The sequence below is a fragment of the Rhodoferax sp. genome (assembly GCF_028715765.1).
Classification (GTDB): domain Bacteria; phylum Pseudomonadota; class Gammaproteobacteria; order Burkholderiales; family Burkholderiaceae_C; genus Rhodoferax.
Map to the genome: position 1 here is coordinate 1 of NZ_JAQURE010000040.1, position 26,644 is coordinate 26,644.

Annotated in this window: 26 protein-coding genes; 17 read left to right on the forward strand and 9 right to left on the reverse strand. The window is 58.9% G+C overall.

Annotated features, from left to right (window positions below):
• The 3 genes from PHT20_RS12805 to ppa form a co-directional block, all read right to left on the reverse strand.
• On the reverse strand, positions 1-859 hold an 859-nt coding region (locus PHT20_RS12805; protein ID WP_301020826.1), incomplete at its 3' end, for a nitrilase-related carbon-nitrogen hydrolase.
• A gap of 112 nt (positions 860-971) precedes the next feature.
• Positions 972-1,826, reverse strand: a complete 855-nt coding sequence (locus PHT20_RS12810) for a fumarylacetoacetate hydrolase family protein (RefSeq protein ID WP_301020827.1) — start codon at positions 1,824-1,826, stop codon at positions 972-974.
• A 110-nt stretch (positions 1,827-1,936) separates the two neighbouring features.
• Positions 1,937-2,476: an inorganic diphosphatase gene (gene ppa, locus PHT20_RS12815; protein WP_301020828.1), complete on the reverse strand. Its 540-nt coding sequence runs from the start codon at positions 2,474-2,476 to the stop codon at positions 1,937-1,939.
• Between the two features lie 243 nt (positions 2,477-2,719).
• On the opposite strand from ppa, the gene PHT20_RS12820 reads away from it, so the two are divergent.
• The 4 genes from PHT20_RS12820 to glp all read left to right on the forward strand — a co-directional run bounded on the left by PHT20_RS12820 (position 2,720) and on the right by glp (position 8,285).
• The gene (locus tag PHT20_RS12820) at positions 2,720-4,789 is read left to right on the forward strand and encodes a sodium-translocating pyrophosphatase (protein WP_301020829.1); all 2,070 of its coding nucleotides are present in this window, start codon (positions 2,720-2,722) and stop codon (positions 4,787-4,789) included.
• A 92-nt stretch (positions 4,790-4,881) separates the two neighbouring features.
• Positions 4,882-6,042 (forward strand): GTP 3',8-cyclase MoaA, encoded by a 1,161-nt coding sequence (moaA, locus tag PHT20_RS12825; RefSeq protein ID WP_301020830.1) that lies wholly within the window; start codon positions 4,882-4,884, stop codon positions 6,040-6,042.
• Positions 6,043-6,312: 270 nt separating this feature from the next.
• Positions 6,313-6,948: a molybdenum cofactor guanylyltransferase MobA gene (gene mobA, locus PHT20_RS12830; RefSeq protein WP_301020849.1), complete on the forward strand. Its 636-nt coding sequence runs from the start codon at positions 6,313-6,315 to the stop codon at positions 6,946-6,948.
• Complete coding sequence (gene glp, locus PHT20_RS12835) at positions 6,945-8,285, forward strand: gephyrin-like molybdotransferase Glp (protein WP_301020831.1); 1,341 nt, start codon at positions 6,945-6,947, stop codon at positions 8,283-8,285. The genes mobA and glp overlap by 4 nt, the downstream gene beginning before the upstream one ends.
• A 31-nt stretch (positions 8,286-8,316) precedes the next feature.
• Here the strand turns inward: glp and PHT20_RS12840 are convergent, their stop codons facing one another.
• Positions 8,317-10,548, reverse strand: coding sequence for a diguanylate cyclase (locus tag PHT20_RS12840; protein ID WP_301020832.1), 2,232 nt, complete (start codon positions 10,546-10,548; stop codon positions 8,317-8,319).
• 219 nt (positions 10,549-10,767) lie between these two features.
• Between PHT20_RS12840 and PHT20_RS12845 the strand changes: the two genes are divergently transcribed.
• The 13 genes from PHT20_RS12845 to PHT20_RS12905 all read left to right on the forward strand — a co-directional run bounded on the left by PHT20_RS12845 (position 10,768) and on the right by PHT20_RS12905 (position 23,548).
• Entirely contained in the window at positions 10,768-11,955 is a 1,188-nt protein-coding gene (locus PHT20_RS12845) for a multidrug effflux MFS transporter (protein ID WP_301020833.1), read from the forward strand.
• A gap of 64 nt (positions 11,956-12,019) precedes the next feature.
• Complete coding sequence (miaA, locus tag PHT20_RS12850; protein ID WP_301020834.1) at positions 12,020-13,198, forward strand: tRNA (adenosine(37)-N6)-dimethylallyltransferase MiaA; 1,179 nt, start codon at positions 12,020-12,022, stop codon at positions 13,196-13,198.
• 62 nt (positions 13,199-13,260) lie between these two features.
• Positions 13,261-13,500: a plasmid stability protein gene (locus PHT20_RS12855; RefSeq protein ID WP_301020835.1), complete on the forward strand. Its 240-nt coding sequence runs from the start codon at positions 13,261-13,263 to the stop codon at positions 13,498-13,500.
• Positions 13,497-13,922, forward strand: a complete 426-nt coding sequence (locus PHT20_RS12860; protein WP_300084584.1) for a type II toxin-antitoxin system VapC family toxin — start codon at positions 13,497-13,499, stop codon at positions 13,920-13,922. Before PHT20_RS12855 ends, PHT20_RS12860 begins: the two co-directional genes overlap by 4 nt.
• Positions 13,923-13,995: 73 nt before the next feature.
• Positions 13,996-14,256 carry a PbsX family transcriptional regulator gene (locus tag PHT20_RS12865; RefSeq protein ID WP_301020836.1) on the forward strand — a complete coding sequence of 87 codons (261 nt, stop codon included), beginning with the start codon at positions 13,996-13,998 and terminating at the stop codon, positions 14,254-14,256.
• Positions 14,256-14,618: a type II toxin-antitoxin system PemK/MazF family toxin gene (locus PHT20_RS12870; protein ID WP_301020837.1), complete on the forward strand. Its 363-nt coding sequence runs from the start codon at positions 14,256-14,258 to the stop codon at positions 14,616-14,618. The genes PHT20_RS12865 and PHT20_RS12870 overlap by 1 nt, the downstream gene beginning before the upstream one ends.
• A gap of 2 nt (positions 14,619-14,620) precedes the next feature.
• On the forward strand, positions 14,621-17,002 hold the full coding sequence (locus PHT20_RS12875) for a hypothetical protein (protein WP_301020838.1): 2,382 nt from the start codon (positions 14,621-14,623) through the stop codon (positions 17,000-17,002).
• Positions 17,003-17,234: 232 nt separating this feature from the next.
• Complete coding sequence (locus PHT20_RS12880) at positions 17,235-17,972, forward strand: ABC transporter ATP-binding protein (RefSeq protein ID WP_301020839.1); 738 nt, start codon at positions 17,235-17,237, stop codon at positions 17,970-17,972.
• Entirely contained in the window at positions 17,960-19,924 is a 1,965-nt protein-coding gene (gene pabB, locus PHT20_RS12885; protein WP_301020840.1) for an aminodeoxychorismate synthase component I, read from the forward strand. Before PHT20_RS12880 ends, pabB begins: the two co-directional genes overlap by 13 nt.
• Positions 19,925-19,940: 16 nt before the next feature.
• Positions 19,941-20,234 carry an antibiotic biosynthesis monooxygenase gene (locus PHT20_RS12890; protein ID WP_301020841.1) on the forward strand — a complete coding sequence of 98 codons (294 nt, stop codon included), beginning with the start codon at positions 19,941-19,943 and terminating at the stop codon, positions 20,232-20,234.
• Positions 20,235-20,310: 76 nt separating this feature from the next.
• On the forward strand, positions 20,311-20,601 hold the full coding sequence (locus PHT20_RS12895; protein ID WP_301020842.1) for a CopG family ribbon-helix-helix protein: 291 nt from the start codon (positions 20,311-20,313) through the stop codon (positions 20,599-20,601).
• On the forward strand, positions 20,589-20,885 hold the full coding sequence (locus PHT20_RS12900) for a type II toxin-antitoxin system RelE/ParE family toxin (RefSeq protein WP_301020843.1): 297 nt from the start codon (positions 20,589-20,591) through the stop codon (positions 20,883-20,885). The genes PHT20_RS12895 and PHT20_RS12900 overlap by 13 nt, the downstream gene beginning before the upstream one ends.
• Before the next feature lie 50 nt (positions 20,886-20,935).
• Positions 20,936-23,548: an ABC transporter permease gene (locus PHT20_RS12905; protein ID WP_301020850.1), complete on the forward strand. Its 2,613-nt coding sequence runs from the start codon at positions 20,936-20,938 to the stop codon at positions 23,546-23,548.
• Between the two features lie 14 nt (positions 23,549-23,562).
• Here the strand turns inward: PHT20_RS12905 and PHT20_RS12910 are convergent, their stop codons facing one another.
• From PHT20_RS12910 to PHT20_RS12930, 5 genes are all read right to left on the reverse strand, one after another.
• Positions 23,563-23,889, reverse strand: coding sequence for a hypothetical protein (locus PHT20_RS12910; RefSeq protein WP_301020844.1), 327 nt, complete (start codon positions 23,887-23,889; stop codon positions 23,563-23,565).
• A gap of 590 nt (positions 23,890-24,479) precedes the next feature.
• Complete coding sequence (locus PHT20_RS12915; protein ID WP_301020845.1) at positions 24,480-25,085, reverse strand: hypothetical protein; 606 nt, start codon at positions 25,083-25,085, stop codon at positions 24,480-24,482.
• A 114-nt stretch (positions 25,086-25,199) separates the two neighbouring features.
• Entirely contained in the window at positions 25,200-25,595 is a 396-nt protein-coding gene (locus tag PHT20_RS12920; protein WP_301020846.1) for a hypothetical protein, read from the reverse strand.
• Positions 25,596-25,610: 15 nt separating this feature from the next.
• Positions 25,611-25,877 (reverse strand): hypothetical protein, encoded by a 267-nt coding sequence (locus PHT20_RS12925; RefSeq protein WP_301020847.1) that lies wholly within the window; start codon positions 25,875-25,877, stop codon positions 25,611-25,613.
• Positions 25,878-25,993: 116 nt separating this feature from the next.
• Positions 25,994-26,329, reverse strand: coding sequence for a hypothetical protein (locus tag PHT20_RS12930; RefSeq protein ID WP_301020848.1), 336 nt, complete (start codon positions 26,327-26,329; stop codon positions 25,994-25,996).
• Positions 26,330-26,644 lie beyond the last annotated feature (315 nt).

Below are 26,644 nucleotides of genomic sequence, written 5' to 3' on the forward strand. Positions count from 1 at the left end.
GCACCCCCAGCACCAGCGCGTGCCACAAATCGGCATCTGCAGTCTGCTCAGGCACAATGTTTGCACTCAAAAACATAGCATCTTGCGCTTGATTAACGTGCACTAGAAGCTGATTTTCTATAAAACCGGGGGCACGCGCCGCAACCGTGCCATCGGCATTCAAGGCAAATGAACGCCCTTCAAACACCACCTCGTCTTGCCCGCCCACCAGGTGTGCATAAACCAGCGGCAAGCCGCAGGCCAGCACCCGCTCACGCATCATTTGCTCGCGCTCAAGCCCTTTACCCACATGAAAAGGTGAGGCATTGATGACCGCCAGCAGCTGCGCACCGGCTTGTGCGGCATCACGCGCAGGGGCTTCAAACCAGGCATCTTCGCAAATCAGCACGCCCACCTTGACGCGCACACCCGACGCACCGGCTTCAAACACGCACACACCTTGCCCGGGGCTGAAATAGCGCCGCTCATCGAACACTTGGTAGTTAGGCAGCTCACGCTTGTCGTAGCGGGCAATCACCTTACCCTCGCGCAGCACACTGGCGCTGTTGAAGCGGCCAGGCACCGCCACCGAGCGGGTACGCACATCGCCGCCCGTCGGGTGCCCCACCACCACACACAGGTCGTTGAAGCCTGCCAACGCTTTGGCCACATCAGCCACCGCCGCATCACACGCAGCAATGAACGCTGCCCGCAAAAACAAGTCTTCCGCGGCGTAGCCGCAGATCGACAACTCTGGCGTCAGCACCAAGCGCGCGCCATCATGGTAGGCACTGGTGGCCGCAGTGATGATTTTTTGGGCGTTGCCAGCCAAGTCCCCCACCACCAGATTGAGTTGAGCGATACAAATGTTGAGTGTCATAAAAAACCGTGAATAAACGCAGGAGAAACACCGCATCTCCCCATGCAAACCATTATCCAGGGGAAACGTGGGCCGGGCGGGCTTTCGCCGCAGCCAGCCGAGCACCACCCGCTCAAGCCTGCACCGTGGTTTGGGTTTGCACCCCCAGCCCTTGCACACCCAGGCGCATGGTTTGCCCCGCACGCAGGTACACCGGTGGCTTGTGCCCCATGCCCACGCCCGGCGGTGTGCCGGTAGAGATCACATCGCCCGGTTGCAGGCTCATGAACTGACTCAAGTAACTGATCAAAAACGGCACTTGGTAGACCATGGTGGAGGTGTGGCCGCTTTGCATGCGCTGGCCATCTAGCTCCAGCCACAAGGCCAAATCTTGCGGGTTGGGCACCTCATCGGCGGTCACCAGCCACGGCCCCAGCGGACCAAATGAATCATGGCCTTTGCCTTTGTCCCAGGTGCCACTGCGGTTGAGCTGAAAGTCGCGTTCAGACACATCGTTCATCACACAGTAACCCGCCACATGGCGCATGGCATCCGCCTGGGCAATGTAGCGCCCGCCTTGGCCAATGACCACGGCCAGTTCGACCTCCAAGTCAGTTTTGAGCGAATCACGCGGAATCTGCACGGCATCATCTGGCCCACACAAAGCGCTTGTCCACTTGCCAAACACCACCGGCTCGGGCGGCACTGACAGACCGGACTCGGCAGCATGGTCAGCATAATTCAGCCCAATGCAAATACACTTGCCCACCTGCCCCACGCAGGCGCCCAGGCGCAAGTCTTGCTGCGCCACCCCTGGCACGCGGGGTAAATCGTTCAAATTGAGCTGCTTGAGCCGGTTCAAACTCTCAGGCAACAGCACGGCACCCGCAATGTCTGGCACCACGCCACTGAGGTCACGCACGCAGCCTTCTGGGTCTAACACACCCGGTTTTTCATGCCCCATGGGGCCATAGCGCAAAAGTTTCATGACAACCTTCTTTAGAAAAGAAAACGCCTGCCAATGCGAACACTGGCAGGCGCTATATTATAAATAGCTGCTTAAGCACTATCTATGAGCTCTAGAGCACAAAAACAGTGTTATTTATTCTCAGCAGCGTTGTAGTTGGCAATGCCATCCATGATCTCTTTCTTGGCAGCCTCTGGGCCTTCCCAGCCCATCACCTTGACCCACTTGTTGGCTTCTAGGTCTTTGTAGTGCTCAAAGAAGTGGGCGATGGTTTTCAGGCGCACCGGGCTCAAATCTTCCGGCTTTTGCCAGCGGTCATAGAGCGACAAAATCTTGGTGACCGGCACGGCCAGCAGTTTGTTGTCAATGCCCGCTTCGTCTTCCATGCGCATCATGCCAATGGCGCGGCAAGTCACCACCACGCCCGGAATCAACGGCACCGGGGTCACCACCAGCACATCCACCGGGTCGCCGTCACCGCTGATGGTGCGCGGCACATAGCCGTAGTTGGTGGGGTAATGCATGGCCGTGCTCATGAAACGGTCCACAAAAATGGCATGGGTCTCGTGGTCGACTTCGTACTTGACAGGGTCGGCGTTCATCGGGATTTCGATGATCACATTGAATTCTTCAGGACATTTCTTACCGGGGGTAACGTTATCTAAGGACATGGTGTGTCGCCTTGGTTTGGAGTTGGAATTTGAGTTAAATCAGGAACGGGTGGGATTAACCCTGATTTTACTTACTTGCCACTTGCTAGCCTGCAAATTGTCACATTTCAGCGCTACAGTTCAGTCGTTGGCCAATCGCTTTTGTCATGCCCCGCAACGGGTCAGGCAGCGAGGAAGCAACGCAGCGGTAGTGCCCAATGCGTTGCACCACCACCTCGCGAAACAACAGACAGGAGATTTTTTATGACTGGCAACTCAGCGCTGATCTTGGCGCTTATCTGCGGCTTGATCGCCGTCGGCTACGGCTTTTGGGCGCGTAGCTGGATTCTTTCCCAAGACGCGGGCAACGCCCGAATGCAAGAGATTGCGGCCGCCATTCAAACCGGTGCGGCCGCTTATCTGGCGCGGCAATACAAAACCATTGCCATGGTCGGCGTGGTGCTGGCCATACTCATTGGCATCTTTCTTGATGGCTTGAGTGCGGTGGGTTTTGTGGTGGGTGCGGTGCTCTCAGGCGCTTGCGGCTTCATTGGCATGAATGTGTCGGTGCGCGCCAACGTGCGCACGGCGCAGGCCGCCACCAAAGGCATTGGCCCGGCGCTTGACGTGGCCTTTCGCGGTGGTGCCATCACCGGCATGTTGGTGGTGGGTCTGGGGCTGCTGGGTGTCACCGGTTTCTTCTGGTTCCTGATCGGTAATGGCAACCTGACGCCTGACAAAAACCTGGCGCATTTGCTTAACCCGTTGATCGGTTTCGCCTTCGGCTCGTCCTTGATCTCGATCTTTGCCCGTTTGGGCGGCGGCATTTTCACCAAAGGTGCGGACGTGGGCGCTGACCTGGTCGGCAAGGTCGAAGCCGGCATTCCCGAAGACGACCCACGCAACCCGGCGGTGATTGCCGACAACGTGGGCGACAACGTGGGCGATTGCGCTGGCATGGCCGCTGACTTGTTTGAGACCTATGCCGTCACGCTGATCGCCACCATGGTGCTGGGAGCCTTGCTGATCACCGGTGCGGGCATGAGCGCAGTGGTCTATCCGCTGGCACTCGGTGCGGTGTCGATCGTGGCATCCATCATCGGCTGCTTCTTTGTCAAGGCCACACCGGGCATGAAAAACGTGATGCCCGCGCTGTACAAGGGCTTGGCCGTGGCCGGTGTCTTGTCGCTGATTGCGTTTTTCTTCGTGACCCAATGGCTGATTCCTGACAATGCCATTGCTGCCAGCGGCAGCCAGATGAAGCTGTTTTTCTCTTGCGCTGTTGGCTTGATTCTGACCGCTGGCCTGGTGGTCATCACCGAGTACTACACCGGCACGCAATACCCGCCGGTGAAGCACATCGCACAAGCCTCCACCACCGGCCACGGCACCAACATCATTGCGGGCTTGGGTGTGTCGATGCGCTCCACCGCCTGGCCGGTGATGTTTGTGTGCATCGCCATCTACACCGCTTATGCGTTGGCGGGCTTATACGGCATTGCCATTGCCGCCACGGCCATGCTCAGCATGGCCGGTATTGTGGTGGCACTGGACGCTTACGGCCCCATCACCGACAACGCCGGCGGCATTGCCGAAATGAGCGAAATGCCAAAAAGCGTGCGCGACATCACCGACCCACTGGACGCGGTGGGCAACACCACCAAGGCGGTCACCAAGGGCTATGCCATTGGTTCTGCCGGTCTGGCTGCGCTGGTGCTGTTTGCCGACTACACCCACAAGCTGGATGCTTATGGCACGCACATCACGTTCGATTTGAGCAACCCGATGGTCATCATTGGCCTGTTCATTGGTGGCCTGATTCCCTACCTGTTTGGTGCCATGGCGATGGAGGCCGTGGGCCGCGCCGCCGGTGCGGTGGTGGTGGAAGTGCGCCGCCAGTTCCGCGACATCAAAGGCATCATGGAAGGCACCGGCAAGCCGGAATACGACACCGCCGTGGACATGCTGACCACAGCGGCCATCAAGGAGATGATGATTCCGTCCTTGTTGCCCGTGGTCGTGCCGATTCTGGTGGGGCTGCTGCTGGGCCCGGCCGCCTTGGGCGGTTTGCTGATGGGCACCATCGTGACCGGCTTGTTTGTGGCCATCTCCATGTGCACCGGCGGCGGCGCCTGGGACAACGCCAAGAAGTACATTGAAGACGGCAACTTTGGCGGCAAAGGCTCTGAAGCGCACAAAGCCGCCGTGACCGGTGACACCGTGGGCGACCCCTACAAAGACACCGCCGGCCCGGCCATCAACCCGCTGATCAAGATCATCAACATCGTGGCCCTGCTGATCGTGCCGGTGATGATGAAAATTCACGGCGCTTGACCTGGTTCAAGTCCTGATCAAACCCGCTTCGGCGGGTTTTTTCATTCATGCCAAAATCAATCTGCACTTAGGCAAACACCTGCATAACTCTAATGACCAATCGAGACACCCATCGCGTGATTCCCCTGATGGACTTGCGCCCCAGCGGCTTGGCCGTGCCCGCTGCGGCATTCCATGCAGACACGCGGCTGGCCGCCAATGGCCTGATTGCAGACCTCCGAGGCCGCGCCTTGCGCGACCTGCGCATCAGCGTCACCGACCGTTGCAACTTCAGGTGCAATTACTGCATGCCGAAAGAGATTTTTGACAAAGACTACGCCTACCTCAAGCACACCGACCTGCTCACGTTTGAGGAAATCACCCGCCTGGCGCATGTGTTTGTGGCGCATGGTGTGGAAAAAATCCGCCTCACCGGGGGCGAACCGCTGCTGCGCAAAAACCTGGAGCAACTCATTGAACAATTGGCCGCGCTGCGCACCCCGGCGGGCAAACCGCTGGACATCACCCTCACCACCAATGGCGCGCTGCTGGCGCGCAAAGCCCAAAGCCTGAAAGACGCTGGCCTGAAGCGCGTGACGGTGAGCCTGGATGGGCTGGATGACGCGGTGTTCCGCAGCATGAACGACGTGGACTTTCCGGTGGCCAACGTGCTGGCAGGCATTGAAGCCGCCCGCGCTGTCGGCCTGGGGCCGATCAAGATCAACATGGTGGTGAAACGCGGTACCAATGCACAAGAAATTTTGCCGATGGCGCGGCACTTCAAAGGCTCTGGCATGGTGCTGCGCTTCATTGAATACATGGACGTGGGCGCCACCAATGGCTGGCGCATGAACGAGGTGATGCCTTCTGCGGAGGTGATTGCGCTGCTGCAGTCCGAGCTGCCGCTGGTGCCGCTTGAGCCCAGCGCGCCGGGTGAAACCGCGCAGCGCTGGGGTTACGCCAATGCCCATGGTCAGCACGACCCAGCCTTGGGTGAAATTGGTGTCATCAGCAGTGTCACGCAAGCTTTTTGCGGCAGCTGCAACCGCGCCCGCCTGTCCACCGAAGGCCAGCTCTACCTGTGCCTGTTTGCAGAAAAAGGTTACGACCTGCGCAGCCTGGTGCGCGGCAGCGCCTCTGAGGCCGATGTGCAAAGCGCCATAGCCCACATCTGGCAAGGCCGCACAGACAACTATTCCGAGCAGCGCAGCACCCTGCCCGCCGACCAGGGCGCCCCGGTCAAGCGCGTCGAGATGAGTTATATAGGCGGCTAACTTGATCCTGCAAAGCCAAACAGCCAGCCCCCACCCCTGCCCTCCCCCAAAGGGGGCGGGAGAAAAGCCAACCCCCGTCACCTGCTGCCCAACTGACTTCACCGCTTTCCCTACTGGGAATGGTCTGGCTCCAATGCTTTTCCGCACTGGGAACAGGTTGGCATACTGGCTGGCATTGGCTCCTTCCCCCTCTGGGGGAAGGCTGGGATGGGGGCTTGCCCCCTGCACTTCTTCTTATTTTGAAACGGTCAAACACGCATGAACGCCAATTTGATACAAGCCAACGACATCACCGCCATCATCCTGGCCGGCGGGCGCGGCAGCCGCATGGGCGGGGTGGACAAAGGTCTGCAAAACTTCAATGGCATGCCGCTGGCGTTGCACACCTTGACGCGCCTGCAAATGGGTGGCGGCGTGGGTGAAATTTTGCTCAATGCCAACCGCAACCTGGCCGCTTACGAGTCGTTTGGGGTGTCGGTTTGGCCGGATGCGCAGGCCGATTACGCCGGGCCCTTGTCTGGTTTTTTGAGCGGGCTGGAGCATTGCGAAACCCCCTACCTGCTCATCGTGCCGTGCGACACGCCGCTGCTGCCGCTGGATTTGGCGCAGCGCCTGGCCGCCGCGCTGGCAGCACAAGATGCCGACATTGCCATGGCCGCCGCCCCAGAGGCCGGCAAAGACGGCCACATGCAGCTGCGCACCCAGCCGGTGTTTTGCCTGCTGCGCGTGGCGTTGCTGGAAAGCCTGGTGCGCTTCACCCAAGACGGTGGCCGCAAAATTGACGCCTGGACGGCGCTGCACAAAACCGCGGTGGTGCCCTTTGATGCGCCCGGCGACAACCCCCAAGCCTTTTTCAACGCCAACACCTTGGCAGAGTTGCAACACCTGGAAAGCCACGCCGCATGAAAACCCTGGAGCAAATTGCCAGCGAACTGGCCGGCTACGACCCCCAAGCCTTGAGCGCGGACATGGTGGGCAGTTTTCTGGCCAAACTGGTCGAGCCTGTCACCGACGTTGAAGACACAGCCATTTTTGCCGCACTGGGTCGCGTGCTGGCCAGCGATGTCATCAGCCCAGTCAGCGTGCCGCCGCACGACAACTCGGCCATGGACGGCTACGCTTTTGATGGCGCTCAGCTCAAGCCTGATGAGACTTTGACGCTCAAAGTGGTTGGCACCGCGCTGGCGGGCAAGGCCTGGGCCGGCAGCGTGGCGCAGGGTGAATGCGTCAAGATCATGACCGGCGCCATCATGCCCGCGGGCTTGAACACCGTGGCACCGCAAGAACTTGTCAGCGTCCAAGCCCAAGGCATCACCGTGCCAGCCAATGTGCTCAGCCTGGGTGACAACCGCCGCTTCAAGGGCGAAGACCTCATGCAAGGTCAACCCGCGCTACGCAAAGGAGAGCTGCTCACGCCCGCTGCACTTGGGCTAGTGGCCAGTTTGGGGCTTAAAACTGTGCCCGTGCTGAGGCGACTGAAAGTGGCCTACTTTTCCACCGGCGACGAAATTTTGAGCCTGGGCGAGCCACCGCGCGAAGGCGCTGTGTTTGATAGCAACCGCTACACCGTGTTTGGCCTGCTGACCCGCTTGGGGGTTGAGGTGATTGACCTGGGAGTGGTGCGCGATGCACCTGAGGCACTTGAGGTGGCGTTTGTGCAGGCTGCGTTGCAGGCTGACGCCATCATCACCAGCGGCGGGGTCAGCGTGGGCGAGGCCGACTACACCAAGGCCATGATGAAAAAACTCGGTGACGTGGCCTTTTGGAAGATTGCCATGCGCCCTGGCCGGCCCATGGCCGTGGGTCGAATTTCATATGACAAATTGGCCTCTAGCGCATATCAATCAAGCGTAAGTAGCTCTCAAAATCATACTAAATCAACCCCGCACGATGCCATTTTGTTTGGCCTGCCCGGCAACCCGGTGGCGGTGATGGTGACGTTTTTGGCCTTTGTCCGCCCCGCCTTGCTGCGCATGATGGGCGCCACCGCCAGCGCGCCGCCGCTGCTCAAAGCCCAAAGCTTGGAGCCCATTCGCAAAAAACCGGGCCGCACCGAATACCAGCGCGGCGTGGTCAGCACTGCGCCAGACGGCTCGTTGCAAGTCAAAACCACCGGCAACCAAGGCTCAGGCGTGCTCAGCTCCATGGTGCAAGCCAACGGCTTGATCGTGCTGCACCACGCTCAGGGTCATGTTACCCCCGGTGATGCGGTCGATGTGATGATGTTTGACGGGGTGGTTTAGCTGTGACTTGGGCCGTGACTTGGGCTGGGGCTCAACTGGCCTGATCCGCCAGCCGCACCGCGTTGCGGCCAGCGGCTTTGGCTTGGTACATGGCGGCGTCGGCGCTTTTCAGCACCGCTTCGGGCTCACAGTGCACGCTGGCCACCATCGCCACGCCAATGCTGGCCGACAGCTCCCAGCCCACCCGTGACAAGGTGAACGGCTTGGCCACCGTGAGCAGTATTTTTTGCGCCACCGCCAGCGCACTGGCCTGCGCCACCGCCGCGTCTTCGCCCAACTGCGCCAGTGCCACCACAAATTCATCGCCACCCAAGCGCGCCACGCTGTCAACCTCTCGCACGCAGGCCAGCAAGCGCTGCGCCAGCTCCATCAGCAGCTCGTCGCCCTGGTCGTGGCCATGGGTGTCATTGAGTTGTTTGAAATGATCCAGGTCAATGAACAGCACCGCGGCCTGCTGGTTGTTGCGGGCGTGCGCAGCACACAGCTGCTGCAGCCGGTCATGCAGCAAGCGGCGGTTGGGCAGCTGGGTCAAGGGGTCAAAAAAGGCCAGTTGGCGCACCTCTTCTTCGGTGCGCTTGCGCAGGGTGATGTCGCTGTGCACGGCCACATAGTGGGTGGTTTGGCCTTGGGCATTTTTGACCACGGTGATGGAGAGCCAGTCTAAAAACACCTCGCCATCTTTGCGCCGGTTCCAGATTTCGCCTTCCCAGTGGCCGGTTTGCGCCATGCTCTGCCACAAGGCTGCGTAAAAAGGCTTGCCATGGCGGCCAGATTTCAGCAGCTGGCTGGGGCGCCCCACCGACTCGGCCACGCTGTAGCCCGTCAACAACACAAACGCTTGGTTGACGCGCAAGATGACCTGATTGACATCACTGACCATCATGGCCGCGCTGGACTCAAAGGCCACCGCAGCCACGTCACGGGCGGCGTCTTCAAGCTTTTGCTGGGTGCGGTCTACATCGGTGCCCACCATCAAGGTGGCGCGCCCCTGGGCATTGCGCTGCACCACCTGGCCACGCGCCATCAGCCAGACCCAATGACCGTCTTTGTGTTTGAGTCGGTGGTCCAACACCAATTGACGGGTTTGCCCCTTCAGCACCGCTGGCAGCTGCTGGCGCAGGGTGTGCACATCGTCCGGGTGCAGGTGGCGCATGAAATGGGCGTTGTTAGCCTCCAGCTCACCGGGCTGGAAGCCCAAGATGGCATGCAGCCGTGCGTCTGCCTCAAACATGCCTTGCGCCAAATCCCAACGCCAAAGCCCGAGCCCGCCGCCTTGCAGCGCCAAGTCCATTTGCGCATGGCTGGCCTGCAGTGCCTGCACCTGGCGCTGCTCGCGCCAGCGGTGCCAGTTGAACAGCGCCGCCAGCAGCACCAGCGGCACACACAAGCCACCAGCAAGCACCCAGCGGGTGTGCTGCTCGGCGGCTGTTGCGCTTTGGTAGTCGTCCGTGCCATAGGCCACGGTCACATAAAAGGGCAAGTCGTTGAGCTGGCGAAAGTGGTGCAAGCGCATGATGCCATCAATGGCCGAGGTGTTCTCATAAAAACCTTCCTTTTGACCGCGCGCCAGCAGCGCCAGCGCAGGCGACTGGGTCAACGTGGCGCCCAAACCCTGCGCCAATGTGCTGCGCCGGGCACGCACCACGCCGTCAAGCCCCACCAAACTGGCCGCACCCTGCGCGCCCAGGTTCAGGCTGGCGTAAAAGCGGTTGAAATAATCTGCATCCAACGACACCACCGCCACACCAGCGAAGCTGCCATTGGGCTGGTACATGGCACGGGTGAGCTGCACCGTCCACTTGCCTGACACCCGCCCCAGCACGGGCTTGGAGATGAACAGCCGGTCTTGGGTGCTGCCCACATGCACCCGAAAATGCTCACGGTCTGCCAGGTTCACCGGCGGTGTGTGGGGCAAATTGCTCAGCCGGTAAATGCCCTGGGCATCCATGATGCCGACCTGATGCAGCACACTCAGGTCAATCGCGCCTTGGCGCGCCAGCAGCCCCAAATCAAGTTTTTCCCCATCGCGCAGGTACAGCAGGCGAATCAACTGCAAGGCCTGGTCGGCCGCGTGCAGGGTGCGGCTGGCGTGCTCTTGCGTCAGGCGCGACAGGTTGGCCAGCTCGACCCGGGTGTTTTTCTCGTTCAGCTGCCAGTCCTCGGTGGTCTGGTACCGCGTGAGCGTCAACACCGCCAGCACGGCCAGCGCAGCAGCCAACCATGCGGCCACATAAGGCTGAACATTTTTCCAACTTAAATTCAATTCAACAACCTCATTTCAGGGTGATTAGTTCTCCGCCTTCATAAGACGGTGTGACAGAGAAAAGACTTTAGACATGTGATATTTAAAACCCTTGATTCTGAGATGCGTTGCCTTAGGTCAAACTTACGCCCCTCTGTGCGCACAGGCCTTGGTTCAGTGGCCAATCTGCTACGCTAATAGCATGTTAAGCACGCCATTCACCCCTTGATGAACCGCCCCATGAGCCCTGCAGTGACTGTGCTGCTGTTGTCGCTGCTGCTGGGCTTGCAGCCCGTCACCACAGACCTGTATTTGCCCGCCTTGCCGGTGCTGACCCAGAGTTTTGATGCGCCCATGCCCCAGGCGCAGTTGACCCTGACGGCGCTGCTGCTGGCGTTTGGCGTGTCGCAACTGGTGTGGGGGCCGCTGTCTGACCGCTGGGGTCGCAAGCCGGTGCTATTGATGGGCTTGGCCGCTTATGTGCTGGCGGCATTGGCTTGCACGCAGGCGGGCAGCATGGCGGCGCTGATTGCGTGGCGGGCCGTGCAAGGCGCGGCCATGGGTGCGGCGGTGATGTGCGCCCGCGCCATGGTGCGCGATCTGTACGCCCCCACGTTGGGTGCGCGGGTGATGAGCAAAGCGTTGAGCGGGCTGGGGGTGATTGCGCTGCTCAGTGCACCGCTGGGTGGGCTGGTGACAGAGGCCTTCAACTGGCGCGCCGCCTTGCTGCCGCTGGCGCTGTTTGGCGCGGCCACGCTGGCCATGGTGGTGTGGCGCTTTGAGGAAACCATTCCCCACAAAAACACCAACGCTTTGCAGCTGCGCACGCTGCTGGCCACCTGGAGGCTGATCTTGCGCCACCCCACGTTTTTGGCGTTTTCAGCCTTGTCGGCAGCGTCATACGCGGGCTTGTTCACCTTTTTGGCTGCCTCGTCGTTTGTTTTCATGAACGTGCTGGGCTTGAGCAAAACCCAGTATGGCGCGCTGATGGCGCTGAACTCACTGGCCTACATCGCCGGCACTTTTGTGTGCCGCCACTGGCTGGCACGCTGGGGTGTGCGCCGCAGCCTGAAATGGGCGGGGGTGCTGTCGTTGAGCGGCGGCACGCTGATGGCGCTGCCCAGCCTGTGGGGCGTGCAAAGCGTGTGGGCCATCATGCCCGCGCAACTGCTGTTTGCCGTGGGACACGGCATTCACCAACCCTGCGGACAAAGCGGTGCAGTGGGGCCGTTTCCGCAAGCTGCCGGTGCGGCCTCGGCCATGAATGGTTTTTTGATGATGCTGGCCGCCTTTGCCATGGGCAGCTGGCTGGGCGGGCACATGGACGGCTCGGTGCGTCCGCTCACGCTGGGGGTGTGGTTTTGGAGCGCGCTGATTGCGCTGGCAGCCTGGACGCTTGTGCAAAAACATGGTGAGCCCAGCGCATGAGGGCGGCCAAAGCCATGGCGGTACATTTTTTTAGCTGTTTCAGCCCCAAATCACAGACATTGCGATGACATCACCCACAGCGCCCCACCCCGTTCAGCCGCTGACACCCGCCCGCCCTGCCCTGCCCTGCCACGTGGCCATTGTGGGGCCCACCGCCTCGGGCAAAACTGCTGCGGCGCTGGCCATTGCCGCGCGCTGGCCGGTGGAGGTGATCAGCGTCGACTCAGCCTTGGTTTACCGCGGCATGGACATTGGCACGGCCAAACCCACGGCCGCCGAGCTGGCTGCCGTGCCGCACCACCTGATCAACATCCGCGACCCCCTGCAGGCCTACAGCGCGGCCGAATTTGCGGTTGATGCGCGGCGTTTGATGCTTGACATCACCGCGCGCGGCAAGCTGCCGCTGCTGGTGGGCGGCACCATGCTGTACCTGAAAGCGCTGACAGAGGGGCTGGACGACATGCCCCACGCCAACCCGGCCATTCGCGCCGAGTTGCAGCGCCAAGCCGAGCTTGTCGGCTGGCCGGCCTTACACGCCGAGTTGGCGCAGGTGGACCCCATCACTGCGGCACGCCTGGCACCGGCAGATTCCCAACGCATCTCCCGCGCGCTGGAGGTGTACCGTGCCACCGGGCAACCGCTATCAGCCTTTCAAACTATAAAAAACAGAGCTACTCAAGCAATATCCACGGGTGCTACAGGCCCATTTGATGTAAATCTTTCAACCGGTTCGGAAAACGCCTCAGTCGCTACGTATTCAATAGCTGCTAACGCTTTATCCATAAGCGCTACAGGCCTAAAAGGCTTAAAAAATTCAGACAGTCTGCTGATCTCGTTAGAGCCGCAAGACCGCGCCTGGCTGCACCAACGCATTGCCCAGCGCTTTGATGCCATGCTGGCCAGCGGTTTTTTGGACGAGGTCAAAGCTCTGCGTGCACGCGGCGACCTGCACCCGGACTTGCCCGCCATGCGCTGCGTGGGCTACCGCCAAGCCTGGGACTACCTGGACGCGCTGGCCGCGCAGCGCCTGCCAGCTGCCGGAGCTGGCGTGCCCCCCCGGTCCAACACCCTGCTGTGGGCAGAACTGCGTGACACCGGCATAGCCGCCACCCGCCAGCTGGCCAAGCGCCAAATCACCTGGCTGCGCAGCACGCCCGAGCGTCAGGTGGTGGCCTGCGATGCGCCCGATGCGCTGGCGCAGGTGCTGGAGCGGGTGGCGGCTTTTGTCAAAGACATTGCATAGCCAAGTGATTGCACATTTCTTAGAATGCCATCATTGAAAACCTCTTGATCGAAGGAGCACCCATGTCATCCTTGACCATTCGCAACTTGCCCGATGAGACGCACCGCGCTTTGCGAGCGCGTGCGGCGCTGGCTGGCCGCAGCACCGAGGCTGAGGTTCGCGCCATTCTGGAAAGCGTTGCCCGCCCCAAGGAACGCATCAAACTGGGCTCCTTGCTGGCAGAAATCGGCCAACTGGCGGGCGGCGTTGACCTTGAAATTGCGCGCGATAAAACTGCCGCAGAACCGATGAGTTTTGAATGATTTTGATCGACACCAACGTGATCTCTGAGCCCTTGAAGGTCTCAGGCGATGTGGGTGTGCTGCATTGGCTGGACGCACAAGCCATTGACACCCTGTTTCTGTCAGCCATCAGCTTGGCTGAATTGCGCTTTGGCATTGCGGCTCTGCCGCCTGGCAAACGCCGGAACACGCTGCACACCCAACTTGAGCAGCGCGTTTTGCCGCTGTTTGCAGATCGGATTTTGCCTTTTGACGCAGCCGCATCACAAACCTATGCACAACTTCGCGCCCAGGCGCGCGCCAACGGGTTTGCCATTGCAGCAGCAGACGGCTACATTGCCGCCACCGCCAAGGCGCATGGTTTCATGGTGGCTACGCGTGACACATCGCCCTTTGAAGCCGCAGGCTTGACCGTCATCAACCCGTGGCTGGCTCAGCACTGAGCGTCACAACAGCTTTGGATCGGTGTGGTCAATTGTTGTATAAACACGTATCAACATTTTGAAAGCAATCACCATGTCAGCCTTCATCTGTACCGAGCAAACCGTGCAAGTTTGGGGAAATGGGTTGGCCGTGCGCATCACCGCGCCCGTGGCCAAAGCGGCACACCTGGCGCAGGGTTCCCCCATCCGGGTGGAAGTGGTTGAAGGCGGCATTCTGTTGCGTCTGGTCGGTGCGCCCAAGCTCACCCTGACGCAAAAGCTCAATGCCTTTGACCCAGCCCTTCACGGCGGCGAAGCCATGGCTACCGGACTTGTTGGCCACGAGGTGTTTTGATGCCTACCGCCAAACTCTGGATACCCGACCGGCGCGACATGATTTGGATTGATTTCAATCCGCAAGTCGGCTCCGAGATGAAAAACGAACACCCCATGCTGGTGCTGTCGCCCAGGGCTTTCAATGACCGCACGGGCATCGTGATCGGCCTGCCCATGACACACGCCGCATCCAACGAGACCAACCCTTTTGCCGTCAAATTCACCGCCGCCGACGGCGAGGTGTGCTATGTGCTAACGCACCAACCCAAGTCATTTGATTGGCGCAAACGCAGCGCGCGGCCACACCCCTGGAAACAAGTGCCAGCGCCTTTGTTTGAAGCCGCGCGCGAGTCACTCAACGACATCATTGCCATCGGATAAGCATGAGCCTCTACAGCCTACTACAACAAGTCAAAAGCGAAGAAGACGTCAAAGACGCTTACATCAAAGCCCTGGGACTCAAGGGTTACACCAAAGGCCTGATCGACATCCAAACTGACGAAATCTGGTTTGAAGCCAAAGACACCGGCCGCTATTCCAGCTACGCCATGTTCACCCAGCTGCTGCATTACGTGCAGGTGGCGCTCAACCAGGGTGAAGCCGTGCCACCCTTGCTGGCGGTGATCGACACCGAAAAAGCCGCGCTCATGAAAAGCGCCGACGTGTTGCCGTTTCTGGCCAAGAAAACCGTCAAATGGGGTAAATCTGCCAGCCAATACACCCAAGAAGCACTGGACGAAATATCTGCCCACATTGGCACACACTTTGTGTCGTTTCGCATCGCCACGCATGAAGACGAATTCATCAGCACCGTCAAAGCTGCCATTGCCAGTGGCGACATCATCCGCACCCAGATCACGCCCGACAACCTGAAGCAGGTGTTTGACAAATGGGTCACGATGATTGGGCGAGAAATTTTGGGTGTGCCAGAAGATGACTACGCCTTGCTGTTTTTTGCCGATGTGATGCACGACGGCACTGTTTCTACCCACGCCAACCTACCTGCTGAGCTGCTGCACAAAAATGGCGCCCCGGTGTTCAGCTTGGGCGGCAAAATTTTTGAACTTGGCAACAAGGAAGGCTACCGCCAGTTTTGGGTCATCTACCACCGGCCTCCCCAATCTGAATACCGCGACTACTTGCTGGAACGCCGTGACAGCCTGATACCGCTGGATGAGCGCAGCTTCAAAGGCGCGTATTACACGCCACTGCACGTGGTGGACAAAGCCTATGACAAACTGACTGAGACACTGGGCAAGAACTGGCAAAAAGACTACATCGTGTGGGATATGTGCTGCGGTGTCGGTAACCTGGAGGTCAAACACAGCAATCCGCGCAATATTTACATGAGCACGCTAGATCAAGCTGACGTGGACGTGATGAAAGCCACCAAAACCTGTGTGGCGGCGCATCGTTTTCAGTACGATTTCTTGAACGACGACATCACCGAAGACGGCCAGATTGATTACAGCCTGAGCAACAAACTGCCTGCTGGACTGCGTCAAGCCATTGCCGAAGGTCAAAAGATTTTGGTGCTGATCAACCCGCCGTATGCTGAGGCCGCCAACTCGCAGGGCAATGCGGGCAAAACTGACGTAGCCAACACCCACATGAGCGCCTTGATGAACAACGCCGACTACGGCTACGCTGCACGCGAGTTGTTTGTGCAATTTATGGCACGCATAGCCAATGAGTTGCCACAGGCCACGCTGGCCATGTTCAGCACATTGAAATACATCAACGCGCCAAATTTTGAAAAATTCAGGAATGTCTGGAACGCGAAGTATCTGGGCGGTTTTATGGTGCACAGCAAAGCATTTGATGGCTTGAATGGGGACTTTCCCATCGGTTTTTTGGTCTGGGAAACTCGCAACAAAAAGACCTCCAGGCGATTGCCACTGCACAGCATCAGTGCCGAGGTGATAGACAGAAAAGCGCAGCCAATGGGTGAAAAATCGATTGTCAATCTGCCAAAACAGATGCACCTGAATTCATGGCTGGTAAGACTCGCGACAAATAGCATCAATGTGCCATTGAAAAATGCTGTTCAACCCCAAACCGGCCATGCAAAAGTTTCAACTTGGGTCTGTGGTGCCTTGGGCTATTTGTATTGCAACAGCAATGACTTGCAAAATTCGGGTCAGCAAACTGCACTTTTTTCATCCGTCAATAGCGGTGGTAACGGTTTTTACGTTGTGCCTGAGAATTTGTGGCAAGTCGCCATGGTGTTTGCGGTGCGACTGTTGGTGAAACACACATGGGTGAACCACAACGACCAGTTTTTACAACCCACTCAAACGCTGTCAGCCAAATTTCAGACGGATTGTTTGATCTGGATGCTGTTTCATGGCAAAAACCTCACCGCTAGCGCCAATGGTCTTGAATGGAACGGCACAACATGGTCTATCGTCAACCACTTCATTCCATTTACCGAATCCGAAGTGGGTGCGCCAGACCGGTTTGAGTCTGACTTCATGGTGCAGTACCTGGCCAACAAAACCCTGTCAATAGAAGCACAAGCTGTGCTCGACGCTGGCAGAAAATTGTGGCAAAGCTACTTTGCCTACACCGACGTGCGCACCGTGCGTGACCAATACAAGTTGAATCGGCCTGACGTGGGCTGGTACCAAGTGCGCAATGCACTGGCCGCGCGCAATGCCAGTGCAGACACCCCACCCGTCAACTTTGGCCAGTTCGAGGCGGCCTACCAGCTTCTGAGCGACAAGCTACGCCCACAAGTGTTCACACTCGGTTTTCTGCGTTAATTGCCCCAACTTCACAAGTATTTTTAAACCATGGATCAACTTGATCGTAGTCAGCCACTTAGAATGTGGCAAGGAATAACACCCCGGTTTGCTGCAAGGAGTTGGTCGTGCGGCTAGGCGCACGACGCGCGGTTTGGCGAGCCAAACAAGCGACTTGCAACGACGCAGCACGCCCAAATCCGCCGCAGCAAATTGGGGAAGTTGTTTCTCGCCACATCCTTTCCACATGGCCATGAGCTTGATTCTCCAAAACCTGTCTAAACACTACGGCGACGTGCCGGTGTTCAGTAACGTGTCGCTGAAGGTAGCGCCCGGTGAATTTGTCGCCATCATTGGCGAGTCGGGCGTGGGCAAGTCCACCCTGCTCAACTGCATGGCCGGACTTGACACCTGGCAAACAGGCAGCGTGCTGCTGGACGGCCAAGACCTGAGCACTTTGAACGACGCGCAGCTGGCGCACCTGCGCCGCGCTAAAACTGGCTTTGTGTTTCAGGCGTTTCATGTGTTGCCGCACCTCAGCGTGGCGCAAAACGTGGCTTTACCGCTGATGCTGCTGGGTCGCCAAGACAATGCCCGCGTGCAAGCCATGCTGGCGGCTGTGGGGCTGGATGGCTTGGGCGAGCGTCTGCCGCAGCAACTCAGCGGTGGCCAGTTGCAGCGCGTGGCGATTGCCCGCGCCCTCATCCACGCCCCGCAACTGCTGCTGGCCGACGAGCCCACTGGCAACCTGGATCCGCGCACTGCCGAGCGCGTGATGGACGCGCTGATCAACCAAACGCGCCTGAGTGGTGCAGCCATGATGCTGGTGACCCACTCAGCCGCCGCTGCCCAGCGCGCCGACCGGGTGCTGACGCTGACCGCCACCGGGCTGATAACACACCACACCAGCGCAGACTCGCCCGATGCTGATGTGCCAAACACCAGCCACGCCACGCCACGCCAGCTTGAAGCCGTTTCATGCAAGTTCTGATTGATTTTTGCGACCCACACGGTGGTCACGACCAGCTGCGCTGCGCCTTTGATGCGCCTCTGCACACGCTGGTGGCACACACGCCAGATCAGGTCAAACCACTGCTGGACCAAGTAGAGGCGTTCAGCCAACAGGGCTTTTGGTGCGTCGGCTACATGCGTTATGAAGCCGCGCCAGCCTTTGATGCCGCTTTTGCCGTGCATGACGCAGACGGCCCGCTGGCCTGGTTTAGCGTCTATGCCCAAGCCCTGCCTTGGCCGGATGACGCCTCTCAAAGCTTGTCTGACGCTGATGGCGCAGCCCTGAAAGCTGGCAACCACACTCTGGTAGCCGTCCCTGCTGCACAGGCGTGTGTGCCTGACCCCACGCCCCTAACGTGGCACAGCACGCTGAGCCGCGCTGACTTTGACGTCCGCATGTCCTACATCCATGAATCGATTGCAGCAGGTGAGTTTTACCAGGTCAACTACACCGCCGCCTTGCATGGCACGCTCACTGGTGAACCGGTGGCGCTTTTCAAACGCCTGCAACGCGCCCAGCCCGACGGTTATGCGGCTTTCATCGACACCGGCTTTGAGCAACTGCTATCGGTCTCACCCGAGCTGTTTTTTGACTGGAAGCCCGGCCTGACAGGCGCCAGTGGCCAGCTCCTGACGCGCCCCATGAAAGGCACCGCGCCACGCGGTAACACGGCCACAGAAGACAAATCCCTGGTCAAAGCGCTGCTGGCATCCCCCAAGGAACGCGCTGAAAACGTGATGATCGTCGACCTGCTGCGCAACGACGTGTCGCGCATCGCCGATCCGTTTTCAGTGCAAACACCCGCCTTGTTCACGGTACAAACCTTGCCCACAGTGTTTCAAATGGTGTCAGACGTGACCGCCCGCACCCGGCCTGGCACGCGCTTGAGCGAGGTGTTTGGCGCGCTGTTTCCGTGTGGCTCCATCACCGGTGCGCCCAAAGTCCAGGCCATGCGTGCCATCAAAACACTGGAGCCGCAAGCCCGCGGCGTGTACTGCGGCGCCATCGGCGTGGTGCGCCCAGGTGGCCACGCCACCTTCAACGTGGCAATTCGCACCGTCACTTTGCGCGGTAACCTGTCCACCTGCGGCATTGGCAGTGGCATCACGTTTGACGCCACGGCAGACGCTGAATGGCAAGAATGGCAGCACAAACGCGGCTTTCTAGAGCGCGCCAGCGAGCCCTTTGACCTGCTGGAAACGCTGCGGCTGGAAAACGGCGTTTATGTTAATTTGATAGCTCATCTTGCACGTTTATCAAGGGCTGCAAGGCATTTTGGCTATGTATTTGAGGAAGCTCGTGTGCGGCAGACGCTGGACACTCTGGCAGCAGAGGTGACGACCGAGGCTGGATTGGCTGGTCGTGGGTGTGACTACAGTGACCCAGGCCGACTTAAGTCGCCCCTACAGGACAACCAAGAACCAGCCACCAACACCAACACAAATGCAAACACCTACGCAAACGCCTATCCCAGCGCCTGGCGCGTGCGCCTGCTGCTGGGGGCAAATGACCAGCCACGTGCCGAGAAATTTATATTAAATCAGCCTCTAGAGCCCGTTATTATTGAGCTAGCAGCTACATATTTTGAATCATCCCAAAGTGAGTTCACACGCTTCAAAACCACCCGCCGAAGCCACTACGATGCCTTCACCCCGACTGACCCCGCCGTGTTTGACACCCTGCTCTACAACGCTGCAGGCGAGCTGACCGAATGCACCCGCGGCAACATTGCCCTGCTGCTGGACGGCCGCTGGGTCACGCCGCCGCTGCACTGTGGACTGCTGGACGGCATTGGGCGCGAGGTGTTTTTGAAAGAAGGCCGCCTAGTGGAGGCCGTTGTGCATGTGGACGACTTGCCGCACGTGCAGGCGCTGGCGTTTGTCAACAGCTTGCGTGGCTGGATGGATGCGCGGCTGAAGATACAGAAGTAACTTTCAAGGAACAACCATGTTCGTCGTCATTTTTCGCGCCAAGGTTCGCCAAACCGACAACGAATACGCCCAAGTGGCTGCCCGCATGCGCGAACTGGCGCTGGGGCAATTCGGCTGTCTTGAATTCACTGCCGTCACCGAAGGACAGGACGAAATTGCCCTGTCTTACTGGCCGTCTGAGGGCCACATCCGCGCCTGGAAAGCACATTCCGAACATGTGTTGGCGCAGCAGCTCGGACGCGAACGCTGGTACGAGTCGTACACCGTGCAGGTGGCTGAAGTGACGCGGGAATACCGCGTTGAGCTTTGATAGATCACTTCTTCTCGCTCACCCAGATTCGTGTTGTGTGATAAGGTAATACCAAGTCATCCCACAGGAGTTCAGCATGACCGCCGCCACCACCCGCCCCATGACCATCAAGATCGACCAGGACACCCGAGAACGGGTGCAGCGCCTGGCCGACGCGCGCAAACGTACATCGCACTGGGTCATGCGTGAAGCCATCAGCCAATATGTAGCTCGTGAAGAAAAGCGTGAGGCCTACCGCCAGGACGGCATCAAGGCATGGAACGCCTATCAAGAGAACGGCTTGCACGTCACCGGCGAAGAAGCCGATGCCTGGCTGGGCAAGCTCGAAGCTGGACAAGATGCTGAGCCGCCTGAATGTCACATCTGATCTGGGCGCCACCTGCGTTGCTGGATGTGCAGCGCCTGTATCGTTTTCTGGTCGGCCAAAATGCGCATGCGGCTGGCAAAGCAGTGAAGGCCATCAGGGAAGGTGTCAAGGTTCTCGCGCTGCAACCTGGCATTGGTCGGCCAGCAGAAAACATGGCGCCAGAGTTTCGCGAATGGCTGATTGACTTTGGCCACAGTGGCTATGTCACCTTGTACCGTCATGAAGGTGATTCGGTGACCATTCTGGCCGTCCGACACCAAAGGGAAGTGGGCTACCAGGATTGAATATGCGCGCTGAACATCTGTACCCGCCGATGTTGACACGCGCCTACCCGATGCTTGACCTGCTCAAAACCTTCTCGTGGCAAGAGCTCAAACAGCACCCGTGGCGCAATGCTGCTGCCGTGGTGGCAGTGATGCTAGGCGTGGCGCTGGCGTTTTCAGTGCATTTGATCAATGCCAGTGCGCTCGATGAGTTCTCGCAAGCTGCCCGCTCAGTGGGTGGTCAGCCAGACCTGGAGTTGCGTGGCGTACAAGGCCAGTTTGACGAGGCGTTGTTTGGCCAAGTGGCACGCATGGCGGATGTAGCCGTGGCCTCGCCCGTGCTGGAAGTGGTGACTTATGCCCTCACGCCCAGTGGCAAGCGAAGTTTGCAAGTGCTGGGGGTAGACGCTCTGGTAGTGGCCCGGGTAGCGCCCGACCTGATGCCGCTGCCAGACACCCCACCCGGCCAGAGCCAGCCCGCGCGCGATGTGCTGTTTGCTCCTGGTCTGGTGTTTTTGAATGCCACTGCCCAGGCGCTGCTAACCACTGCGACTGCGGCCACATCGGGCACTAGCCCGGCAGCTGATCCTGTGCCTTTGCAATTGCAAAGCGGCACCTCACAGGTCACGGCCAAGGTGGCCGGCCAGGTGCGCAGCAGCGGGCGAGCGCTGGCGGTGATGGACATTGGCGCTGCGCAAGAGCTGTTTGGCAAGCAAGGGCTGTTAAGCCGCATTGATGTGCGACTGCAACCTGGGGTGGATCGGGATGCGTTCATCCGCACCTTGCGCAGTCTGCCCAACTGGCCAGAGCAAGTGAGCGTGGCGTTGCCGGGTGATGCGCAGTCGCAAATTGACAACTTATCGCGCGCCTACCGCGTCAACCTGACGGTGCTGGCGCTGATTGCGCTGTTTACCGGGGCGTTTTTGGTGTTTTCGGTGCTGTCTTTGAGCGTGGCCAAACGGGCGCAGCAGTTTGCCTTGCTGGGCGTGCTGGGCTTGAGTGGGCGCGAACGCTTGACGCTGGTGCTGTGGGAGTCTTTGGCGCTGGGCGTGCTCGGCAGTGCGTGCGGCTTGGCGCTGGGCTTGGGGTTGGCGGCGCTGGCGTTACAGCTTTTGGGCGGCGATTTGGGGGGTGGTTTTTTTGCCGGTGCAGCGCCTAAGCTGCAGTTCAGTACCGGGGCGGCTGCGCTGTACGGCGCGTTAGGCGTGGCCGCAGCGTTGGTGGGTGGCTGGTGGCCAGCGCGCGCCGCACAACACCTGCCACCCGCACACACATTGAAGGGGCTGGGCGACTTGAATGAATCACCATCAGCCTACCAAATGAGTCTGTTTTTAATAGCTGCTGGCGCAATGTTGACAAGCGCGCCAGCCATTTTTGGCATACCTGTGGCGGCTTACGTATCGGTTGCTTTGCTGCTGGTGGGCGGCATCACGGCGCTGCCTTGGCTGATTGGCTTGTTGCTGGCGCGGCTGACACCCTGGGTGGCTGGGCACACTTTGCCGCTGCTAGCCGTAGCGCGTGCCCGCCATCAGCGCGAAACCGCAGCAGTGGCGGTCAGTGGTGTGGTGGCCTCGTTGAGCTTGGCGGTGGCGCTCACGGTGATGGTGGCCAGCTTCAGAACCTCGGTCACGCAGTGGCTTGACCAGGTGTTGCCCGCTGATTTGTATGTGCGCAGCGCCGCCAGCTTGAGCGCGGCCGACACGGTGTATTTCAGCCCCGACTTCATTCAGGCAGCAGCCCGACTGCCGGGTGTGGCGCAGTTGCAGGCGCAGCGCCAGGTGGCGCTGCAGCTTGACCCCCAGCTGCCACCGGTGGCGCTGATTGCGCGCGAGCTGCCCAACCCCGCGCAAAATTTGCCCTTGGTGGGTACGGCTTTGGCGGTGCCAGCTGGGCACATTGGCATTTACGTCAGTGAAGCGGTGCGCGACCTGCATGGCGCAAGCCTGGGTCAGACGTTTGCCCCACTCTCTAAGGCATTTAGGCCTCTAGCCCTTGATTCAAAAGCACAGGCAGCTCCATTTTTTGTAGCTGGTGTGTGGCGTGACTATGCGCGCCAAAGCGGTGCCATCGCCATTGACCGTGCGGTGTTTGTGCAGCTCACCGGCGACGAACGCGCCAACGACCTGGCGCTGTGGCTGGCCGCGCCACCGGATGCTGCCCAGGTGCAACAAGCGCTGCGCAGTTTGAGCCAAGCTCAGGGCATGGCCGCGGCAGACTTGATGGACTTTGGCACGCCGGGGCAGATTCGAGCCACTTCGCTGCGGATTTTTGACCGCAGTTTTGCCGTCACCTACTGGCTGCAGGCAGTGGCCATTGGCATTGGATTGTTTGGCATTGCGGCAAGCTTCAGCGCCCAGGTGTTGGCGCGGCGCAAAGAGTTTGGGCTGTTGGCGCACTTGGGGCTGACGCGCCGGCAAATTCTGACCGTTGTGGCGCTAGAAGGCGCCGCCTGGACCGTGCTGGGCGCACTGGCCGGGCTGGGCTTGGGGCTGGTGGTGTCGGCAGTGCTGGTGCATGTGGTCAACCCGCAAAGCTTTCATTGGACGATGGACCTGATGCTGCCCTGGCTGCACCTGGGCGGCTTGTGTGTGGCGGTGGTGCTGGCCGGCACACTGACCGCTTGGGTAGCCGCCCGGACTGCGGCCAGTCAAAACGCAGTGCTGGCCGTCAAAGAAGATTGGTAAAAAAGCCTGAGGGGTTACTGTTGCCACCAGCGTTTGCCATTGGGGTTGGCTGGTGCGCTGTTGTTGGCGTTGTTGTCCCCTTGGTTGCCGTTGCCCCAGCCACCATCTTTGTCGCCACCGTTGCCATTGCGGTTGCCGTGACTTTCGCCACCGCGGTTACCACGGTTACCACGCTCACCGCCGTTGTTGCGCCATTCGTTGTTGCCACCCTCGTTGTTGCTGCCTTGGTAGTAACGCCCACCATTGCGACCACCGTCATCGTCAGCCATGGCTTGGGTTGGTAATGTGGCCAGTGCGGCAAAAGAAGAGGCTAACAAAGCCAGCAAGAGATGTTTTTTCATGATGTGTTTCCTTGGTGCAAGTGGTTGGGATGGCATGAAGTATCCAAACCGCGGCTTAAACCTTTCTTAACCTGCATCAAAACGGAATTTCAAACGCCAACCGGCTAAATTTGACTGATTTTTTGACCAAACCTCAATTCAAAAGACCGTGTTTTTGTTGACATGTCACGAGTCGATCGAAAACACCTGAGACAACAAAAAACCCACTTTCCCTATGAGAGAAGCGGGTTTTGCTATGGTTTGAGACTGTCTGAAACTACTTAATGGTGCCGAGACCGGAACCGCGTTGAGCTTTCAAGTTGTTGATTTGATTGAATAAAAAAATTAATCAAAAAATAAGTACCGTCAAAAGTACCGTCATTTTTCAATCCGTCTCATTTATGCGACACCGTGAATCGGTATGAGTTGACCTGATGATAACCCGTCATGAAAAAGTTGCGAAGGTGTGCAGCGCCTCCAGATCAGCGCGGTCTTGCACGGCCATGGAGTTTCGTAACAGTCATGAAAATGGCGGGCATAAAAAAACCCAGCGGGATATGGCTGGGTTCGGTCTGGGTTTCTATTTGGTGCGGTCAGTGAATTACCCCGGCCTAGTCGTACTTGTCTGCCTCCCGGTTGATTTTCAGCAGCCGCCCCATCATCTTGTCCAGTGAAGCACTTGACGCGCCAATAGCTTGATTGGCCAGGCGGTCGTAAACCGTCAACCAGCGCCAATAGGTCTGTTGGTGCATTCCCTTGGGCTTGTCACCCGGCGGGTGTGCAATGCCAGCCACCCAGCCAAGCCGCCTGCGCAGTTTGTTTGCCCTCTCGAACGGCTTGCTTGATGTGGTGGTGCGGGTCGATTCGTAGTTGATATGTTGGCAATGCCTGCACGCATAGGTGCTATCGCCCCACAGTACCGCAACACGCCGCCCACAGCACGGACACAGCCACCACGGTCTTTTGCCGCCATAGTTGCAGGGTGTCCAGTCAATCGCCACTTGATAACGCTTATCTTGCCAGTCGCCGCCATGATGCCGGGTGCGGTAATACAGCGTCACCGCGTTGGTGGTGTCCACGTTGATGCCGATGCTTGCCACCGTAGCGCCGCGCCGTGTCCACTGCCAGGTGAATGATGCGCCGGGGTTCAGCAAACCCTTGCCTTGGATGGTGCGCACGTCCAGACGGTGAAGGTTGTTGGTGCTGCGTTTTGTCATGGCCAACCCTTTTCTATGCGCCTAAATCATCAGGCAAGTTTGTTAAGTACCTGTTGAAAGTTACAAGCCAAATAAGCCTCTAGAGCTTGTTTTATATGCGCAAGCAGCTATTTATTATGTAGCGTCTGCCTGTTGCAACTTTTCATGCAATTCAGTGGCCAATTGCGCCCGGATACTGGCCTTGTCCGCCGCGTTCGTGTCAGGGAAAGTGGCTTGCATGTAGGTGTCCTGCACCAGCGTGTCCAGCACTTTGTCCTTACCCTGCAACTGCCCCACGATCACATTCACCGCCGTGGGTGCTCTGTTGCCGGGTTGCCCGATCAGATACTGCCCCAGCCAGGCTCGCGCCTGAGCGTTGCCGCCCTTGGCTTCCTGCACCGTGGCTTTGATCACCTCGCGCCAGGTGTCGGTATCCACTTCGTCCAGTAACACCGCCATGTAATCGCGTTCGGTGCGGGTGTGTGTGGCACTGCCAGATAACAGTCGCGTGGTGCGTTTTTGTGTGGCCATGATTTATCGTCACTGTTACGTTAATTGGATTTTGTAACGCTCACACAATTCCCGAATCACGGGTGCTGCCAGCCGCCGGGCAATGTCAGCATGATCTGGGTCGGTGTCGATGCTGTTGCAGTGGTGTTTGATGTTGGCCAGCAGCGCCGCCGTGGTTGCGTCTTTGGGCTTGAGCATGGCCGACTGCACCAGCCGCTCACGGTAAGCCCGCTGGCGCATTGCTGGGGTCTTTGCAGCGCCCTGCTTTGGTGGTCGACCGGGTCGCTTTGGGGTGCTATCCATGCCAATGTCCTATTCTCGTAACTGTTACGTTAATTGATTATGTCACTGTTACGAAACTACAGCACGCATGAAAAACCCGGTCATTGCCGGGTCTGGGTGTCCTGATTTTCAGGCAACTATCGCCTAACCTTGCTGCGCAGTGTGGTGAATAGCTCTGTAATGGCCTTGTCACCAGCCGCTGCGCACGCCTGCACCGCCATGGTCTTGACGCGCTGCGAGACTTCGCCACGGACAAGCAAGGTCATGAGAATGTCGCCTTGAACGAATCCGCCTGCACTTGCGGCCTTGAACAGTTTGGCTAGCGCTTCGGATATGAGATTGAACCCGGCCTGCGATATGTGATCATTGTCTTCGCCATAAAGATGATCAGCAAGAATCAGCAGCACGCCAGGTGCGCTTATGTCATATGCGCCGTCTGGCCTTGGGGTGAAAAGTGGGGCTTGAGTGTTCATTACGAAACTTTCGTTGTGGGGTTGCTCAACGGCTTGTCGCTGCCAGCTTGGATTTCACCCAATCGTCAGCCGCCTGTTTTTGTTGACGTGCTGGCACTTTGGGTCTTGCAATAAATTCGCCCGTGTCGGGGTCGTAGCTGGCAGGGTCGAGGTCGCTCTCACGCACCCGCTGGGTCTGGCTTCCAACATCTTCAACCCAGATAGTCCATTAGGATTTTCAAAAGAAAAGTGGTGCAAACCTCCCAGTGCAGATTTCTAATGGATACCATTAGAAATTCCGTTTGAAATCATACGGTTATCCAACAGTCTGGAGGT

Bases quoted from the DNA above. Each gene is read 5' to 3' on its own strand.
- PHT20_RS12810 (WP_301020827.1), bottom strand. From the start codon at position 1,826: ATGAAACTTTTGCGCTATGGCCCCATGGGGCATGAAAAACCGGGTGTG.
- ppa (WP_301020828.1), bottom strand. From the start codon at position 2,476: ATGTCCTTAGATAACGTTACCCCCGGTAAGAAATGTCCTGAAGAATTC.
- PHT20_RS12820 (WP_301020829.1), top strand. From the start codon at position 2,720: ATGACTGGCAACTCAGCGCTGATCTTGGCGCTTATCTGCGGCTTGATC.
- moaA (WP_301020830.1), top strand. From the start codon at position 4,882: ATGACCAATCGAGACACCCATCGCGTGATTCCCCTGATGGACTTGCGC.
- glp (WP_301020831.1), top strand. From the start codon at position 6,945: ATGAAAACCCTGGAGCAAATTGCCAGCGAACTGGCCGGCTACGACCCC.
- PHT20_RS12845 (WP_301020833.1), top strand. From the start codon at position 10,768: ATGAGCCCTGCAGTGACTGTGCTGCTGTTGTCGCTGCTGCTGGGCTTG.
- miaA (WP_301020834.1), top strand. From the start codon at position 12,020: ATGACATCACCCACAGCGCCCCACCCCGTTCAGCCGCTGACACCCGCC.
- PHT20_RS12855 (WP_301020835.1), top strand. From the start codon at position 13,261: ATGTCATCCTTGACCATTCGCAACTTGCCCGATGAGACGCACCGCGCT.
- PHT20_RS12860 (WP_300084584.1), top strand. From the start codon at position 13,497: ATGATTTTGATCGACACCAACGTGATCTCTGAGCCCTTGAAGGTCTCA.
- PHT20_RS12865 (WP_301020836.1), top strand. From the start codon at position 13,996: ATGTCAGCCTTCATCTGTACCGAGCAAACCGTGCAAGTTTGGGGAAAT.
- PHT20_RS12870 (WP_301020837.1), top strand. From the start codon at position 14,256: ATGCCTACCGCCAAACTCTGGATACCCGACCGGCGCGACATGATTTGG.
- PHT20_RS12875 (WP_301020838.1), top strand. From the start codon at position 14,621: ATGAGCCTCTACAGCCTACTACAACAAGTCAAAAGCGAAGAAGACGTC.
- PHT20_RS12880 (WP_301020839.1), top strand. From the start codon at position 17,235: ATGAGCTTGATTCTCCAAAACCTGTCTAAACACTACGGCGACGTGCCG.
- pabB (WP_301020840.1), top strand. From the start codon at position 17,960: ATGCAAGTTCTGATTGATTTTTGCGACCCACACGGTGGTCACGACCAG.
- PHT20_RS12890 (WP_301020841.1), top strand. From the start codon at position 19,941: ATGTTCGTCGTCATTTTTCGCGCCAAGGTTCGCCAAACCGACAACGAA.
- PHT20_RS12895 (WP_301020842.1), top strand. From the start codon at position 20,311: ATGACCGCCGCCACCACCCGCCCCATGACCATCAAGATCGACCAGGAC.
- PHT20_RS12900 (WP_301020843.1), top strand. From the start codon at position 20,589: ATGTCACATCTGATCTGGGCGCCACCTGCGTTGCTGGATGTGCAGCGC.
- PHT20_RS12905 (WP_301020850.1), top strand. From the start codon at position 20,936: ATGCTTGACCTGCTCAAAACCTTCTCGTGGCAAGAGCTCAAACAGCAC.
- PHT20_RS12910 (WP_301020844.1), bottom strand. From the start codon at position 23,889: ATGAAAAAACATCTCTTGCTGGCTTTGTTAGCCTCTTCTTTTGCCGCA.
- PHT20_RS12915 (WP_301020845.1), bottom strand. From the start codon at position 25,085: ATGACAAAACGCAGCACCAACAACCTTCACCGTCTGGACGTGCGCACC.
- PHT20_RS12920 (WP_301020846.1), bottom strand. From the start codon at position 25,595: ATGGCCACACAAAAACGCACCACGCGACTGTTATCTGGCAGTGCCACA.
- PHT20_RS12925 (WP_301020847.1), bottom strand. From the start codon at position 25,877: ATGGATAGCACCCCAAAGCGACCCGGTCGACCACCAAAGCAGGGCGCT.
- PHT20_RS12930 (WP_301020848.1), bottom strand. From the start codon at position 26,329: ATGAACACTCAAGCCCCACTTTTCACCCCAAGGCCAGACGGCGCATAT.